The organism is Streptomyces sp. HUAS TT11 (assembly GCF_051553595.1).
Lineage (GTDB): Bacteria > Actinomycetota > Actinomycetes > Streptomycetales > Streptomycetaceae > Streptomyces.
In genome coordinates this window covers 3,634,681-3,650,618 of the sequence record NZ_CP196184.1, presented here as the reverse complement: position 1 = coordinate 3,650,618, position 15,938 = coordinate 3,634,681, and the positions used below count along the sequence as shown (strand labels likewise).

At 70.0% G+C, this 15,938-nt stretch carries 11 protein-coding genes; 6 read left to right on the top strand and 5 right to left on the bottom strand.

What is annotated here, in order from left to right; genetic code table 11:
* Nucleotides 1–79 precede the first annotated feature (79 nt).
* The 5 genes from ACSHXN_RS16250 (at nucleotide 80) to ACSHXN_RS16230 (ending at nucleotide 8,885) form a co-directional block, all read left to right on the top strand.
* Nucleotides 80–2,119 (top strand): thioredoxin domain-containing protein, encoded by a 2,040-nt coding sequence (locus ACSHXN_RS16250; protein ID WP_438303273.1) that lies wholly within the window; start codon nucleotides 80–82, stop codon nucleotides 2,117–2,119.
* Between the two features lie 193 nt (nucleotides 2,120–2,312).
* Nucleotides 2,313–3,590, top strand: coding sequence for a glycosyltransferase (locus ACSHXN_RS16245; RefSeq protein ID WP_355134492.1), 1,278 nt, complete (start codon nucleotides 2,313–2,315; stop codon nucleotides 3,588–3,590).
* On the top strand, nucleotides 3,587–5,224 hold the full coding sequence (locus tag ACSHXN_RS16240) for an ArnT family glycosyltransferase (RefSeq protein ID WP_438303272.1): 1,638 nt from the start codon (nucleotides 3,587–3,589) through the stop codon (nucleotides 5,222–5,224). Before ACSHXN_RS16245 ends, ACSHXN_RS16240 begins: the two co-directional genes overlap by 4 nt.
* Nucleotides 5,221–6,462 carry a glycosyltransferase family 2 protein gene (locus ACSHXN_RS16235; protein ID WP_355796474.1) on the top strand — a complete coding sequence of 414 codons (1,242 nt, stop codon included), beginning with the start codon at nucleotides 5,221–5,223 and terminating at the stop codon, nucleotides 6,460–6,462. Before ACSHXN_RS16240 ends, ACSHXN_RS16235 begins: the two co-directional genes overlap by 4 nt.
* A 47-nt stretch (nucleotides 6,463–6,509) precedes the next feature.
* Complete coding sequence (locus ACSHXN_RS16230) at nucleotides 6,510–8,885, top strand: galactose oxidase-like domain-containing protein (protein ID WP_438303271.1); 2,376 nt, start codon at nucleotides 6,510–6,512, stop codon at nucleotides 8,883–8,885.
* On the opposite strand, the gene ACSHXN_RS16225 is transcribed toward ACSHXN_RS16230, so the two are convergent.
* The 4 genes from ACSHXN_RS16225 to trhA form a co-directional block, all read right to left on the bottom strand.
* Nucleotides 8,882–9,613, bottom strand: coding sequence for a Mut7-C RNAse domain-containing protein (locus ACSHXN_RS16225; RefSeq protein WP_355134499.1), 732 nt, complete (start codon nucleotides 9,611–9,613; stop codon nucleotides 8,882–8,884). The two genes, ACSHXN_RS16230 and ACSHXN_RS16225, sit on opposite strands and share 4 nt — an antisense overlap.
* 25 nt (nucleotides 9,614–9,638) lie before the next feature.
* Nucleotides 9,639–10,298 carry a TetR/AcrR family transcriptional regulator gene (locus ACSHXN_RS16220; RefSeq protein WP_355134501.1) on the bottom strand — a complete coding sequence of 220 codons (660 nt, stop codon included), beginning with the start codon at nucleotides 10,296–10,298 and terminating at the stop codon, nucleotides 9,639–9,641.
* A complete protein-coding gene (locus ACSHXN_RS16215) occupies nucleotides 10,295–11,860 on the bottom strand; it encodes an MFS transporter (RefSeq protein WP_355134503.1) in 1,566 nt (521 codons plus the stop codon). The genes ACSHXN_RS16220 and ACSHXN_RS16215 overlap by 4 nt, the downstream gene beginning before the upstream one ends.
* A gap of 159 nt (nucleotides 11,861–12,019) precedes the next feature.
* On the bottom strand, nucleotides 12,020–12,733 hold the full coding sequence (gene trhA / locus ACSHXN_RS16210; RefSeq protein ID WP_355134505.1) for a PAQR family membrane homeostasis protein TrhA: 714 nt from the start codon (nucleotides 12,731–12,733) through the stop codon (nucleotides 12,020–12,022).
* 308 nt (nucleotides 12,734–13,041) lie between these two features.
* On the opposite strand from trhA, the gene ACSHXN_RS16205 reads away from it, so the two are divergent.
* Nucleotides 13,042–14,865, top strand: a complete 1,824-nt coding sequence (locus ACSHXN_RS16205; protein WP_355134507.1) for a phosphoenolpyruvate carboxykinase (GTP) — start codon at nucleotides 13,042–13,044, stop codon at nucleotides 14,863–14,865.
* A gap of 302 nt (nucleotides 14,866–15,167) precedes the next feature.
* Here the strand turns inward: ACSHXN_RS16205 and ACSHXN_RS16200 are convergent, their stop codons facing one another.
* A complete protein-coding gene (locus ACSHXN_RS16200; protein WP_356293404.1) occupies nucleotides 15,168–15,755 on the bottom strand; it encodes a tetratricopeptide repeat protein in 588 nt (195 codons plus the stop codon).
* Nucleotides 15,756–15,938 lie beyond the last annotated feature (183 nt).

Below are 15,938 nucleotides of genomic sequence, written 5' to 3'. Positions count from 1 at the left end.
GGAACTCCTGGGTGCGGCCGCTTCGAAGACGGTCACGTCGTGGTGCGATCGAACGGGCCGTGTCGGGCAGGATGGAGGTATGCCGAACCGACTGGCTCATGAAACGTCCCCCTACCTCCTCCAGCACGCCGACAACCCGGTCGACTGGTGGCCCTGGTCGGAAGAGGCATTCGAGGAGGCGCGGCGGCGCGATGTGCCCGTACTGCTGAGCGTCGGCTACTCCAGCTGCCACTGGTGCCACGTCATGGCGCACGAGTCGTTCGAGGACGGGGCGACGGCGGCATATCTGAACGAGCACTTCGTGAGCGTCAAGGTCGACCGCGAGGAGCGACCGGACGTCGACGCCGTGTACATGGAGGCCGTCCAGGCCGCCACCGGGCAGGGCGGCTGGCCGATGACCGTCTTTCTCACCCCCGAGGCCGCGCCCTTCTACTTCGGCACGTACTTCCCGCCCGCCCCCCGGCACGGCATGCCCGCCTTCCGCCAGGTCCTCGAAGGCGTCCGGCAGGCGTGGGCCGACCGGCAGGAGGAGGTGGCGGAGGTCGCCGGGAAGATCGTCCGGGATCTCGCCGGCCGGGAGCTGGAGTACGGCGACACGCGGCCCCCCGCCGCGGACGAGCTCGCTCAGGCGCTCCTCGGCCTGACCCGCGAGTACGACCCGCAGCGCGGCGGTTTCGGCGGCGCTCCCAAGTTCCCGCCGTCCATGGTGCTGGAGTTCCTGCTGCGCCATCACGCCCGCACCGGCTCCGAGGGCGCCCTCCAGATGGCGCAGGACACCTGCGAGCGCATGGCACGCGGTGGGATCTACGACCAGCTCGGCGGCGGCTTCGCCCGCTACTCCGTGGACCGCGACTGGGTCGTGCCCCACTTCGAGAAGATGCTGTACGACAACGCCCTGCTGTGCCGCGTGTACGCCCATCTGTGGCGGGCCACCGGCTCCGGGCTCGCCCGGCGGGTCGCGGTCGAGACCGCCGACTTCATGGTGCGCGAACTGCGCACGAAGGAGGGCGGGTTCGCCTCCGCACTCGACGCCGACAGCGACGACGGAAGCGGCCGCCACGTCGAGGGCGCCGCCTATGTGTGGACCCCTGCACAGCTCGAGGAGGTGCTCGGTCCCGAGGACGCCGAACTCGCCGCCCGCTACTTCGGCGTCACCGACGAGGGCACCTTCGAGCACGGCAGCTCCGTTCTCCAACTGCCCCAGCAGGAAGGCGTGGTCGATGCCGGGCGGATCGCGTCGATCCGGAGTCGTCTGCTCGCGAGCCGGGCGGAACGTCCTGCACCGGGGCGGGACGACAAGGTGGTCGCGGCCTGGAACGGTCTGGCCGTCGCGGCACTCGCCGAGACCGGCGCGTACTTCGACCGCCCGGACCTCGTGGAGGCCGCGATCGGCGCCGCCGACCTCCTCGTGCGGCTGCACATGGACGAGCGCGCGCGTCTGGCCCGTACGTCGAGGGACGGTCAGGTCGGTTCCCACACAGGGGTGTTGGAGGACTACGCCGACGTCGCCGAGGGCTTCCTGGCGCTTGCCTCCGTCACCGGCGAGGGCGTCTGGCTGGAGTTCGCCGGGTTCCTGCTGGACCATGTGCTGATCCGCTTCACCGACGACAGCGGTGCGCTGTACGACACGGCTGCCGACGCGGAGAAGCTGATCCGCCGTCCCCAGGACCCCACCGACAACGCCACCCCGTCCGGCTGGACCGCCGCCGCCGGTGCCCTGCTGTCCTACGCGGCGCAGACCGGTTCCGAACCCCATCGCACCGCGGCGGAGCGGGCGTTGGGCGTCGTCAAGGCGCTCGGGCCGCGTGTGCCCCGCTTCGTCGGCTGGGGGCTCGCCGTCGCCGAGGCGTTCCTCGACGGTCCCCGCGAGGTCGCGGTCGTCGGTCCGGCTCTCGACGATCCGGCCACAAGGACCTTGCATCGCACGGCACTTCTGGGTACCGCCCCGGGCGCGGTGGTGGCGGTGGGGACTCCGGGGAGCGAGGAACTGCCGCTCCTCGCCGACCGGGTCCTGGTCGGCGACGAACCGGCCGCGTACGTATGCCGCAACTTCACCTGCGACGCCCCGACCACCGATCCGGAGCGGCTGCGCGGGGCTCTGAGCGGCGCAGAGGCATAAGGGAGGATCCGGTTCCGCCGACGCGAGCGGTCCTGCTCCGGGGCAGATCGCACCAGAAGGGCGTCCATCCCGAAACACACTATTTATCTGAAGAGCTCCAGGACTTCACAGTTCCCACCTAGTCTCTCCATCGTTCCGCGACAGGCGTGCCACGTTGTCGCGGCAGGGGGTTTTGGGGATCTGGGGGGATCTGTTGCTGACGTCTGTCTTCATAGCCGCTGTTTCGCTGGCCTTGTTCTGGATGGCGGCTTTCACCCTGTGGTGGCAGATGCACGCGTGGCGTACGCCCGAAGTGCTGGCCTCCACCCGGTTCGGCAGCCCGGACGGCGGTGAGCACCTGTCCTTCTCGCTGCTGCTGCCTGCGAGACACGAGCAGGCCGTGCTCGACCACACGATCCAGCGGCTGCTCGAGTCCACGCACGCCGACTTCGAGATCATCGTCATCGTGGGGCACGACGACCCGGATACCGCCGAGGTCGCCCGGAAGGCCGCGGCCCGCGACGGGCGCGTGTGTGTCGTCGTCGACCACCACGAGAAGAAGAACAAGCCGAAGGCCATGAACACGGCGCTGCCGCACTGCCGCGGCGATGTCGTCGGGGTCTTCGACGCCGAGGACCAGGTGCATCCCGAACTGCTCGCCCACGTCGACCACGCGTTCCGCACCACGGGCGCGGACGTCGTCCAGGGCGGGGTGCAGCTCATCAACTTCCATTCCAGCTGGTACAGCCTGCGTAACTGCCTGGAGTACTTCTTCTGGTTCCGCTCCCGGCTGCACCTGCATGCGCAGAAGGGGTTCATCCCGCTCGGCGGCAACACCGTCTTCGTGCGGACCGGCGTCCTGCGGGAAGCCGACGGCTGGGATCCCGACTGCCTGGCTGAGGACTGCGACCTCGGAGTGCGGCTGTCCAGCGTCGGGAAGAAGGTGGTCGTCGCCTACGACTCCGACATGGTGACCCGCGAGGAGACCCCGGGCTCGCTGATGTCGCTGCTCAAGCAGCGCACCCGCTGGAACCAGGGCTTTCTGCAGGTCTACCGCAAGAAGGACTGGAAGCAGCTCTCCGGCTTCGGGCAGCGCCTGCTCGCCCGCTACACGCTGATGACCCCGTTCCTGCAGGCGTTCTCGGGTGTCGTCATTCCGCTCAACGCCGCGATCGCCCTCTTCCTGGACGTTCCGGTCGGCATCGCCTTCCTCACCTTCCTTCCTCTCGTCACGGCCGCCGTGACCTTCGTCTTCGAGGTCGTGGGGCTCCATGACTTCGGCAAGCAGTACGGGCTGCGTGTCCGCTTCATCCACTATGTGAAGCTCATCGTGGGCGGCCCCTTCTACCAGGTGCTCCTTGCAGGCGCGGCCGTCCGTGCTGTCTGGCGCGAACAGCGCGGCCGCAACGACTGGGAGCTGACCAGCCACGTGGGCGCGCATCTGACCGCGGCCGACGTGATCCGCCCGTCCCGAGAGGACGTTGCTGCGTGACCTCCACTCTTCCCGCGGCGACCGGCACCGAGGTCCCCGCGCAGGACACACGTGTCCCCGTCACCGTCCCGGCGCCGCGTCCCGCGTTCCGTTTCCGCAGCTCCCGTCCCGATCTGATCGTGTGCGGACTGCTGCTCGCGGCGATCCTCGCGGTGCAGGGCTGGAACATCTCCGCCTATCCGACGCTCAGCGACGACGAGGGCACCTATCTCGCCCAGGCGTGGGCCGTGCAGAACGGCCACGGGCTCGCCCATTACACGTACTGGTACGACCACCCGCCGTTCGGCTGGGTGCAGATCGCCCTGCTGACCTGGATTCCCGCCCGCATCGCTCCCGAACTCATGACCGTGGGCTCGATGCGGTTCGCGATGCTGCTGGTCAGCGCAGTGAGCGCGGTCCTTGTCCATGTCCTCGCCCGACGTCTGCTGCTGCCGCTGTGGGCCGCCGGGCTCGCCATGGTCCTCTTCGGGCTCTCCCCGCTGTCGGTGGTGCTCCAGCGCGAGATCTTCCTCGACAACATCGCGGTGGTGTGGATGCTCCTCGCGTTCACCCTGGCCGCCTCCCCGAGCCGCCATCTGTGGCACCACTTCGGTGCCGGCCTCGCCGCGGCGGCGGGCGTCCTGACCAAGGAGACGATGCTCGTCGTCCTGCCCGCCGTCTTCCTGACCATGTGGCGCCACAGCCACCGGGACACGCGGAAGTTCGCGCTCACCGGCGCGGTCACCGCCTGCGCCCTGATCGGCCTGTCGTACCCCCTCTTCGCCCTGCTCAAGGGGGAGTTGCTGCCGGGTGCGGGCCATGTCTCGCTGTGGGACGGCATCATCTACCAGATGAGCAGGGCCGGGTCCGGGTTCATCCTCGACCCCCGCTCCGGCTCGTACGGAGTGCTGCACTCCTGGCTCTACTACGACCGTGTGCTGCCGCTCGGCGGGCTGGCCGGTGCGCTGCTGATCCTGCTGGCCTGGCGCTGGTCGGTCACGGCGCGCGCGCTGGCCGGGCCGGCGCTCGCGGTCGCGATCCTCACCCTGGTCGCGATGCGGCCGAGCGGCTATCTGCCCGCGATGTACGTCATCCAGGCCCTGCCGTTCCTGGCGCTGGTCCTGGCGGGCAGCGCCGCGAGCGTCGTCCACCTGGTGCTGAACAGGTGGCGGACCGGGTCGCGCTCCGTCACCTGGCTGCGGTACACCCTGGTGGCGCTGCTGGTGGCCGCCGCCGGGGCCTACGTGGTGCCGCGCTGGTACGACGGTGACCGCACCGCCGTCACCGCCGACGCCAACGCCCCCTACCGGGGTGCCTCCCGCTGGCTCACCCACAAGGTGCCGGACCCGGAGCACACCAGGGTCCTGGTCGACGACGCGCTCTGGCTCGACCTCGTCCACGCCGGATACCGCCCCGGGCTGGGTGTCATCTGGTTCTACAAGGCCGACCTCGACCCGGCGGTCACCAAGACCATGCCGGGCGGCTGGCGCGCCCTGGACTACGTCGTCGCCTCCCCGACGGTACGGCGCGACGCGGTCGACCTGCCGAACGTCAAGGCCGCGATCGAGCACTCCACGCCGGTCGCCACCTTCGGCACCGGGGACGACCGGATCGAGATCCGCAGGATCGACCAGGCCGCGGGAGGCGACCGATGACGCACGAATCCACCGTTCCCGGGGAGCTCGGCGATCCGGCCGTACGGGCCGCCGAGGTGCCCGAGCCGGGCGCCGTCACCATCGTCGTGCCCACCTTCAACGAGTCGGCGAACATCCGGGAGCTGCTCCGGCGGATCAACGAGTCGGTGCCCGGCAGGCTTCCCTGCGAGGTCGTCTTCGTCGACGACTCCACCGACGACACCCCCGACGTGATCTTCCGAGAGGCGCAGGACTGCCCGTTCCCGGTCACCGTGCTGCACCGGGAGGAGCCGGCCGGCGGGCTCGGCGGGGCGGTGGTCGAGGGCTTCAAGGCGGCCGGTTCCGACTGGATCGTGGTCATGGACGGGGACCTTCAGCATCCGCCGTCCCTGGTACCGGAGTTGGTCGGCACCGGCGAGCGCGCGAACGCCGGGCTCGTGGTGGCCTCCCGTTACATCAAGGGCGGCAGCCGTGCCGGACTCGCGGGCGGCTACCGGATCGCTGTCTCGCGCGGTGCGACCTGGCTGGCCAAGTCGCTGTTCCCACGCAAGCTGCGCGGCATCAGCGACCCGATGAGCGGTTTCTTCGCCATCCGCCGCAGCGCGGTCACCGCGGAGATCCTTCAGCCGCTCGGGTACAAGATCCTGTTCGAGCTGGCCGTGCGCAGCAGACCGCGCCGCGTCACCGAGGTGCCGTTCGTCTTCCAGGACCGGTTCGCCGGCGAGTCCAAGTCGACCGCACAGGAGGGCTTCCGCTTCCTGCGCCATCTGCTCGGGCTGCGCACCGCCTCGCCCGCGGCGCGCATGGTGGCCTTCGGGCTGATCGGTGCGACCGGCTTCGTACCGAACCTGTTCGGCCTGTGGGCGCTGACCGAGCTCGGTCTGCACTACGTGCCGGCCGAGATCCTTGCCAACCAGCTGGGCCTCGCCTGGAACTTCCTGCTCATCGAGCACCTGCTGTTCCGCGAGCGCCGCAGGCACCGCCGCTGGTGGGACCGGGTGGGCCGATTCGCGCTCATCGCCAACGCCGACCTGTTGCTGCGCATCCCGCTGATCGCGCTGCTGGTGCACGAGTTGGGGATCGGAGCGCTGTCCGCCACCGCGCTCGCGCTGGTGATGACGTTCGTCCTGCGTTTCGTGGGGACCGAAGCGCTCGTCTATCTGCCGCGCCGGGGCGGCAGCAAGCGCCGGGGCGCCGCGAAGGCCCACAGCCGAACCGCGCCCGTCGGTGCGGGCCGCAGCGCCAGGAGGTCCAGGTGAAGACCGCAGGAAGACTCCGTGTTCTCCGCAGACGCAGAACCGCCCTGATGGCCGTGACCGGACTGACCATGGGCCTGATCCTGACCTCGCCGCAGCCCGCGTCGGCCGCGAACCTCGTCAAGAACCCGGGCTTCGAGACGGCCGGCAGCGACGGGATGCCGTACTGCTGGGAGAAGTCCGGCTGGGGGGACAACGACTTCACCTTCACCACCACCGGTGACGCCCACTCGGGCGGCAAGGCCATGAAGGTCGAGCTGACCCGGCGTGTCGACGGCGACCGCAAGGCGCTCATCACCGAGTCCGCGAGCTGTGCGCCCGTCGTGACGCCGGGCAAGCAGTACGACCTCTCGCTCTGGTACAGATCGACGACCCCCGACACCGCGGTCACCCTGTTCCGGCACGACGCGAGCGAGGGCTGGCAGTACTGGACCGATCTCAAGACGCTGGACATCAGCGCGGGCTGGGCACAGGCGAGCGTCCGCACACCCGAGGTGCCGTCCGGGACCGACATGATCACCTGGGGTGTCTCGGTGTACGGCACCGGGTCCGTGACCACGGACGACTACTCGATGGAACAGGTGGCCGATGTGCCGCCGCCCGCGCAGTGCACGGGGACGCCGGACCAGTGCGCGAACGGCAGCTGGTCGGTGCTGCCCACGCAGAACCCGGTCCGCTCGATGCACTCGGTCGTCCTCAACAACGGCAAGGTCCTGCTGATCGCGGGTTCCGGCAACAGCGAGGAGAACTTCGCCGCGGGTACCTTCACCAGCGCGGTCTACGACCCGTCGAACGGCTCGTACAAGGTGATCCCGACCCCGAAGGACATGTTCTGCGCCGGGCATGTGCAGCTCCAGGACGGGCGTGTGCTCGTCATGAGCGGCAACAAGGCCTACCCGGTGGTGGGCGGTCACGGCTACGAGGGCTTCAAGGACTCGTACATCTTCGACCCGAAGACCGAGACGTACACCAGGACCAACGACCTCAACGACGGGCACTGGTACCCGTCGGCGACGGAACTCGGCAGCGGTGACGTGATCTCCTTCGGCGGGCTGCGCGAGGACTCCACGGGCTCGGTGACGGCCGAGTACTGGTCGGACGCCGAACAGCAGTGGCTGCCGTTGTGGAAGGTCAACCAGACCTGGTCCTACTGGGGCCTGTACCCGTCGATGATCCTGATGCAGGACGGCCGCCTGTTCTACTCGGGCAGCCACGTCTTCGGCAACAACATCCCGGGCACCGGCTCGGCGATCTACGACTACGGCGCCAACACCGTCACGCAGATCCCGGGCCTGCAGAACAAGGACGAGCGGGACCAGTCGGCGAGCGTGCTGCTGCCCCCGGCGCAGGACCAGAGGGTCCTGACCATCGGCGGCGGCAACATCGACTCCAACCCGGACGCCAACCGCCTGACGGACATCATCGACCTCAAGCAGGCCGACCCGCGGTACGTCGCCGGGCCGCCGCTGCCGCAGGGCACCGTCGACCTCGGCGCCGGCCCCGTCGCCGAGACCGGCGACCAGGGAAAGATGTACGTCTCCGCGGTGCTCATGCCCGACGGCAAGGTCCTGGAGACGGGCGGGGGCCTGCACAACCGCGCCGATCCCGTCCACGAGGCGTCGATCTTCGACCCGGACACCTCCGCCTTCGACCCGGTGGCCGCCGACCCGGAGTCACGCGGCTACCACTCCTCCGCCTTCCTGCTGCCGGACGGGCGCATCATGGCCACCGGCGACAACCCCGGCAACGGCACGTGGAACCACAACGTGTCGATCTACTCGCCGCCGTACCTGTTCAAGGGCTCACGACCGACGATCACCTCCGTGATCGACGACGAGTGGACGTACGGCACCACGCAGCGCATCACCGTCGACCGGCCCATCGCGAAGGCGGAGCTGATCCGCCCCGCGGCGGTCACCCACTCCTCGGACCCCAACCAGCGGTTCGTGGACCTGCCGTTGTCGGTGGACGGGGACAACGTCGACCTGAACGTGACGAGCAATCCCGACCTGGCCCCGCCCGGCTGGTACATGCTCTTCGCGGTCGACGCCCACGGCGTCCCGTCGGTGGCGAAGTGGGTCCACCTCCAGGGCCCGGCCGCGCTGAGCGCGGACACGGCCTCGGCGCACGTCCACTCCTTCGCCGACTCCCCGGCGGGCGGCACCGCGGCCCCGGCGAAGAGGCGCACGTCGCAGAAGGTCAGCACGACGCTCTCCGGCTGCGACCGGCACTACGGCTCGGCCAACGTGTGCGTGCCGACCGTGTTCCCGCCCCAGGTGGGGAAGACGACGGCGGCACGCTGTGCCTGGCTCGCGGCGAACGACTACGGACGACTGAAGGTCAACGGAAAGGACGATCCCCTCGGCCTCGACCCGAGCAAGGACGGGGTGGCCTGTGCGAAGGGTGACGTGAGGGCGAAGCGCTAGGTCCGGCTCGGGAACTCGGTGAGGGCGCGCTCCACGATGGCCTCCAGCTGTTCGTGGTGCGCGCCCTTCCAGTAGGCGCGCCCGCACGCACCGCACTGCGCGAAGACGTCGTACGACCGCCGGGTGCCGTGTTCGAGCTGGTCGGAGACCTCCTCCTTGGTGGCGTCGCGGAGTTGCCCGTTGCAGGCGGTGCACCGTGTCCAGGGCCGCAGCTGCGGTGCGAACCGGTGCAGCACGTCGCGGAGTTGTTCCTCGGGCCGGGTGCTGTAGACGAACGCGCCCGCCCACAGTTCGCGGCGGCGCAGCAGCCCACGGTCGCGGCTGAGCATGACGCGCCGCTCCGCCGCCGAGCGGGCCGCGAGCGCCGGGTCGCCGATGTCGGTGGACTCGTAGGCCGCGTCCACGCCCAGCAGCCGCAGCCGGCGCGCCAGGGTGCCGAGATGCACATCCAGCAGGAAGCGCAGCGGCGCGCCGGGCACCTGCTGCGGCCGCTCGACCGGCCTCACCTCGATGGACTCGCCGGCGGCCGGAACATGCGAGGGGGCCGCGGCGCGTCCGTCCACGACGAGCGCCCCGACCTCGGTGAGCGGCACGCCCAGCGACTCGACGACATGCCCGAGCGTCGAGGAGCCGTCGGTGACGACCTCGGTGGCAGGCCCACGCCGCCCGTGCGGGACGAAGAGGCCCAGCTCGGGGGCGAACGCGATGTGGATCTCGGGTCCGTTCACCTGGTCAGGATGGCACGTAGGCGGCTCAGGAGGCCTCCGAATTCCGCGGCGTGAGTCCGTGCTCCAGCACGTCCAGGGTGCGCTCGGCGTACTCCGCGATGTCGCCCTGCTGCCCGTGCTCGGCCCAGTAGCGCGAGGCCTCCATCAACGCGCCGACAAGACCCATGCAGTACACGCGCACCTCCAGGTCGCCGGGGGCGCGCCCGGTGCGCTCGGCGACCACCCGGCACATCATCTGACCGGTGACGGACATGCTCTCGCTCATCCGTGCGCGGACCGCGGGCACCTCGACCATGAGGCGCCCGCGCAGTGCCATCTCCTCGCGCGTCTCGTACTCGCCCGACAGGCTCCGCTCGACCGCTGAGCGCATCACATGCCGCAGGGACCGGGACAGCGGCTCGTCGGCCGGGCGCGACCGCAGTTCCTCCTCCAGGATCGGGTCGTACTCGTCCGTGACGACGATGTCCTCCTTGGTGGGGAAGTACCGGAACACCGTCGAGGGGGAGACCTCGGCCGCCTCCGCGATCTGCTCGATGGTCGTGGCGTCGTACCCCTGCTCCTGTACCAGCCGGTACGTCGCCTTGCGGATCGCCATACGAGTCTTGATCTTCTTCCGCTCGCGGAGCCCCAGCCGGGGTTCGGGGCTGGTGGGCGAGCTGTGTGCGGTGGCGGCCATGGTCGTCATTGTCGGGCATTCTCCGGCTCGGTGACCATGTCGGGGACGTCATTCGGGAGGGCCGCCTCCGGCTTCGGGTTCGGCACCAGGGCCGCCGCGAGCAGCGCCGTGACCAGCGCGGCGATACCACTGACGAGCAGCACCAGCCCCATGCCGTGGACATAGGCGGCGTCGGCGGACGCGGCCAGGGCCCGGTCACCGAGCCGGCCGGCGACCACATGGGCGCCGACCACGGAGTCGGCGGCGGTGCGTGCGACCGGGTGCGGGAGAGCGGAGGTGTCGAGCCGGTCGGCGTAGGTGCTCGCCAGGAGCGAGCCGAGCAGGGCGATGCCGATGGCGCCGCCCACCTGGCGGACCGTCATCAGCAGCCCGGAGCCGCTGCCGGCCCGGTCGCGGGGCAGTGCGCCGAGCGCCGCGTCCATCGCCGGGACCACGGCGAAGCCGAAACCGAGGCCCGCGATCGACAGCCACAGCGCGGTGAAGCCGTACCCGTCGTGGACCGTCGTCCGGCTGCCGAGGAACGCGGCGAAGGCGAGCACGACCAGCCCCGAGCTGATCACCGCGCGCGGACCGAACCGCGCGACGACCGGGGCCGAGCCCCGCGCGGCGACGAGCAGTCCGCCCATCATCGGCAGCATCCGCACACCGGTGGCGAGGGCGTCGTGGCCCAGGACCGCCTGGAGGTACTGCGGCAGCACGAACATCAGTCCGGACAGCACGAACATCACCAGGGTCGCGGCCAGCGTGTTGGCCAGGAAGCCCCGGCGGGCGAGCAGGGACAGGTCCAGCATCGGGCGGGCGCTGCGCCGCTCGCGCACGACGAGCAGGGTGATCAGCACCGCTGCGGCGGCGAAGAAGGCGAGGATCAGCGGGTCGCCCCAGCCCCGGTCGGGCGCCTCGATGATCGCGTAGATGAGGACGCCGAGTCCGGCGGCGGTGAGCGCGGTGGAGACGGCGTCCACCTTCGGGGCGGAGGGATCGCGGGTCTCGGGCAGCAGCAGGACGCAGGCGGTGATGCCGATCGCCGCCATCGGGACGTTGATCAGGAACACCGAACCCCACCAGAAGTGGTCGAGCAGCCAGCCGCCGATGATCGGTCCGAGCGGCAGGCCCAGCGCGGACGCGGCGGAGACGGCGCCGACCGCCTTGGTCCGCTCGTCGGGCCCGAACAGCGAGGGCAGGACGGCCAGGGCGAGCGGCATCACCAGCGCACCGCCGATCCCCATGACCGCACGGGCGGCGACCACGGATGTCACGTCGTCGACGAGCGCGCCGGCCAGCGAGCCGGCCAGGAACACCGCCAGTCCCGCGATCAGCATCCGGCGCCGCCCGAACCGGTCGCCCAGCAGGCCCGCCGGGAGCATCAGTGCGGCGAAGACGACGATGTACGCGTCCGCCATCCACTGTTGCCCGCCGGTGGACGCGCCGAGATCCCGGGCCATCGTCGGGAGCGCCACGTTGAGGATCGTCATGTCGAAACCGAGCACGAGCATGCTCGCGACCAGGGCACCCAGGGCCCACCAGCGGCGCGGGTCGCGCCGTGTCTCCGCGTCTTGAATGACAGCAGCCATGAAATGAGAGTAACTCTCAAAAGCATTCGTCTGTCAATGGTGAGTCACTGTCGTGATGTGTCGGGGCGGCTGACCCGTGGCCGCCGAATCGGCTCCGGGCGCACGAAAGGGCCGCGGCTCGAAAGCCGCGGCCCTGGTGAACAGGCTGGTCGCCGGGTGTCACCCGTGCTGGTACGCCACCAGCGAGATCCCCACGTAGTGGACGACGAACGCCGCGAGCGTGAAGGAGTGGAAGACCTCGTGGAAGCCGAACCAGCGTGGTGACGGGTTCGGTCGCTTGATCCCGTAGATCACGCCGCCGGCGCTGTAGAGCAGTCCGCCGACGATGACGAGGACCAGAACGGCGATGCCTCCGGTGCGCATGAAGTCGGGGAGGAAGAAGACGGCCGCCCAGCCCATCGCGATGTAGCAGGGGGTGTAGAGCCAGCGCGGGGCGCCGACCCAGAAGACGCGGAAGACGATGCCGGCCGCCGCCGCACCCCAGATGCCCCACAGCAGCCACCTGCCCTTGGTGCCCGGCAGGAGCAGCAGGGTCAGCGGCGTGTACGTGCCGGCGATGATCAGGAAGATGTTCGCGTGGTCGAGGCGGCGCAGGACCCCGTCCATGCGCGGACCCCAGTTGCCGCGGTGGTAGAGCGCGCTGACGCCGAAGAGCAGACATGCCGTCAGGACGTAGATGCCGCAGGCGACTCGGCCCCGGGCCGAGTTCGCGAGGGCGGTGAGGATCAGGCCCGCGACGATGACCGTCGGGAACATCCCGAGGTGCAGCCAGCCGCGGAGCTTCGGCTTGACCGGGTGGGGCAAGGAGAGCGCGACGGGACCGCGGCCGGCTGCCGGCGAGTCCGTGGGCGCGTCGGGGACGGACGCAGTCATGGGCTGCATCGTACCTACGGAACCGTAAGTTACGTATCAAAGTGCGATCGGTATCACCCGTGCTGTCCGGCCTGTGCCGAAACGTGTGCCACGCAAAAAATCCTTCAGCTGAACTCTACGTGCACGCAAAGGAGTGCGGGCACGGGTGGCGATCCTCACTCCGCTCAGGTGTGACGTCCTCTGGACAGATGGGCAATCTCGTCGGATGATCAAATGAGTGCGGTCGGCACCGGATGAGCGGCTACGAAGCATCCGGGTCGCAGCCCCCACGGGGCACTCAACAAAAAACCCCTCATCTAGGAGCGATCGTGGCGCGCGAGAACGCGGCTCCCTCAACCGTCCCCACCCAGCACAAGGAACTGATCTCGTGGGTCAACGAGATCGCCGAACTGACCCAGCCGGACAGCGTGGTCTGGTGTGACGGATCCGAGGCCGAGTACGAGCGCCTCAGCGAGGAGCTCGTACGCAAGGGCACGTTCAGGAAGCTCGACCCGATCAAGCGCCCGAACTCCTACTACGCCGCATCCGATCCGACGGATGTCGCCCGGGTCGAGGACCGGACGTTCATCTGCTCCGAGGAGGAGAAGGACGCCGGCCCGACCAACCACTGGAAGGCGCCCGCCGAGATGCGGGAGATATTCCAGGGCAAGGACGGCCTGTTCCGCGGCTCCATGCGCGGGCGCACGATGTACGTGGTGCCGTTCTGCATGGGCCCGCTCGGCTCCCCGCTCTCCGCGATCGGTGTGGAGATCACCGACTCCGCGTACGTCGCCGTGTCGATGCGCACCATGACGCGCATGGGCCGGCCGGTCCTGGACGAACTCGGCCCCGACGGCTTCTTCGTCAAGGCCGTCCACTCGCTCGGCGCCCCGCTGGAGTCCGGCCGGAAGGACGTCGCCTGGCCCTGCAACCGGACCAAGTACATCTCGCACTTCCCCGAGTCGCGCGAGATCTGGTCCTACGGCTCCGGCTACGGCGGCAACGCACTGCTCGGCAAGAAGTGCTACGCCCTGCGTATCGCCTCCGTCATGGCGCGCGACGAGGGCTGGCTGGCCGAGCACATGCTGATCCTCAAGCTCACGCCCCCGCAGGGCGAGTCGAAGTACGTGGCCGCGGCCTTCCCGAGCGCCTGCGGCAAGACGAACCTCGCCATGCTGGAGCCGACGATCTCCGGCTGGACGGTCGAGACGATCGGCGACGACATCGCCTGGATGCGGTTCGGCCGGGACGGCCGTCTGTACGCGATCAACCCCGAGGCCGGTTTCTTCGGTGTCGCCCCCGGCACCGGTGAGCACACCAACGCCAACGCGATGAAGACGCTGTGGGGCAACTCCGTCTTCACGAACGTCGCCCTCACCGACGACAACGACATCTGGTGGGAGGGCATGACGGAGGAGACCCCGGCCCACCTCACCGACTGGAAGGGCAACGACTGGACGCCGGCGTCCGGGACCCCGGCCGCCCACCCGAACGCCCGGTTCACGGTCCCCGCCGCGCAGTGCCCGATCATCGCGCCCGAGTGGGAGGACCCGAAGGGCGTGCCGATCTCGGCGATCCTCTTCGGCGGCCGCCGCGCCAGCGCCGTGCCGCTGGTGACGGAGTCCTTCGACTGGAACCACGGTGTGTTCCTCGGTGCCAACGTCGCCTCCGAGAAGACCGCGGCGGCCGAGGGCCGGGTCGGCGAGCTGCGCCGCGACCCCTTCGCCATGCTGCCGTTCTGCGGCTACAACATGGGCGACTACATGGCCCACTGGATCGACGTCGCCAAGGACAAGGACCAGTCCAAGCTGCCGAAGATCTACTACGTCAACTGGTTCCGCAAGAACGACGAAGGCGCGTTCGTCTGGCCGGGCTTCGGCGAGAACAGCCGGGTCCTGAAGTGGATCGTGGAGCGTCTGGCGGGCCGGGCCGAGGGCGTCGAGACGCCGATCGGCATCCTGCCGACGAGGGACGCGCTGGACACGAAGGGCCTGGAACTGTCGGAGTCCGACCTCGACTTCCTGCTCAGCGTCGACAAGGACGTGTGGCGCGAGGAGGCGGCCCTGGTCCCCGAGCACCTCAACACCTTCGGCGACCACACGCCGAAGGAGCTGTGGGACGAGTACCGCGCGCTGGTGCAGCGCCTCGGCTGACGTCCCCCTCCGCATGAACTCCGCGGCCGGTCCGGCTTTGCCCTGACCTGCGACGTCGTCAAGACCGGCCGCGGCGACGGCAGTACGAGGGGACGTGGGGCCCGCCCCGTACAACGGCGTACGGGTGCGGGCCCCATGCCCGTCGTGTCGACCGTGGTGCGGTGCATGTCGCCGGCACCATGTCCACGTCCGCTGCCACGGGGGCCCCGGACCGTGTGGCGAGGGACGGTCCGGTGAGCGTCGTTCCGTTCGCGACCTGCCGCGGCGCTCGGGCTTCGGGCCGCGGCGCCGCCACGGCCGCTTCACCTGCGCACGCGGCCCAGGGACCTGCGGAACGGCCCGGGCACCTGCGAACCCAGCGAAGGATCGTCCGCGACGGCGCGGCGGAACTGGATCTCGGCCTCGTCGTCACGGTGCTTCTGTGCGAGGAGCAGCCCGAGTTGGAGACGGGCCGCCGCGTTCTTCGGCCCGGCGGTGACGGCGCGTCTCAGGAGCCCGATGGCCCGGTCGGGTTCGCTCGACCTCAGCAGCATCGCCTCGTTGAAGAGGGCCGGCCCGTACGACGCATCGATGTTCAGTGCCGCGTCGAAGGCCGCGCGTGCGTCGGCGGTCCTGCCGTCGCGCTGCGCGATGACCCCCAGGTGGTACCAGGCGAGCTTGTTCCGCGGGTCGAGCTCCAGCACGTGCCGGTAGGTGCGGGCCGCACTCCTCGGGTCCTGCTGCCGGCCAAGTGCGCCCATCAGAAGCGCGTCCGCCGTGCGGGTCCTCGACTCCGCCGTGTCGGCCCGGGACTGCCGGGTGACCGGCTGGGACTGCACGGACCAGACCGTCACCCCGACGGCGACCGCCGCCGCACCGGCGAGCGCCGCCCGCCACAGCCTGCGCTTCATAGCGTCACATCTCGTCGAACGGGCCGTCGTTCCCGCAGACGTTACGAGGAGTCACGGGAGCGCCGGCGTTCGGCGGGCACTTCGGCACGGCGGACCACTCGAATGGATTTCGTTCGGAACGAAATCCCTCGGACGGGACGGAGTCGCACCGAACCCCGGTTCGGGTGGGCGCGCTTCCATGGC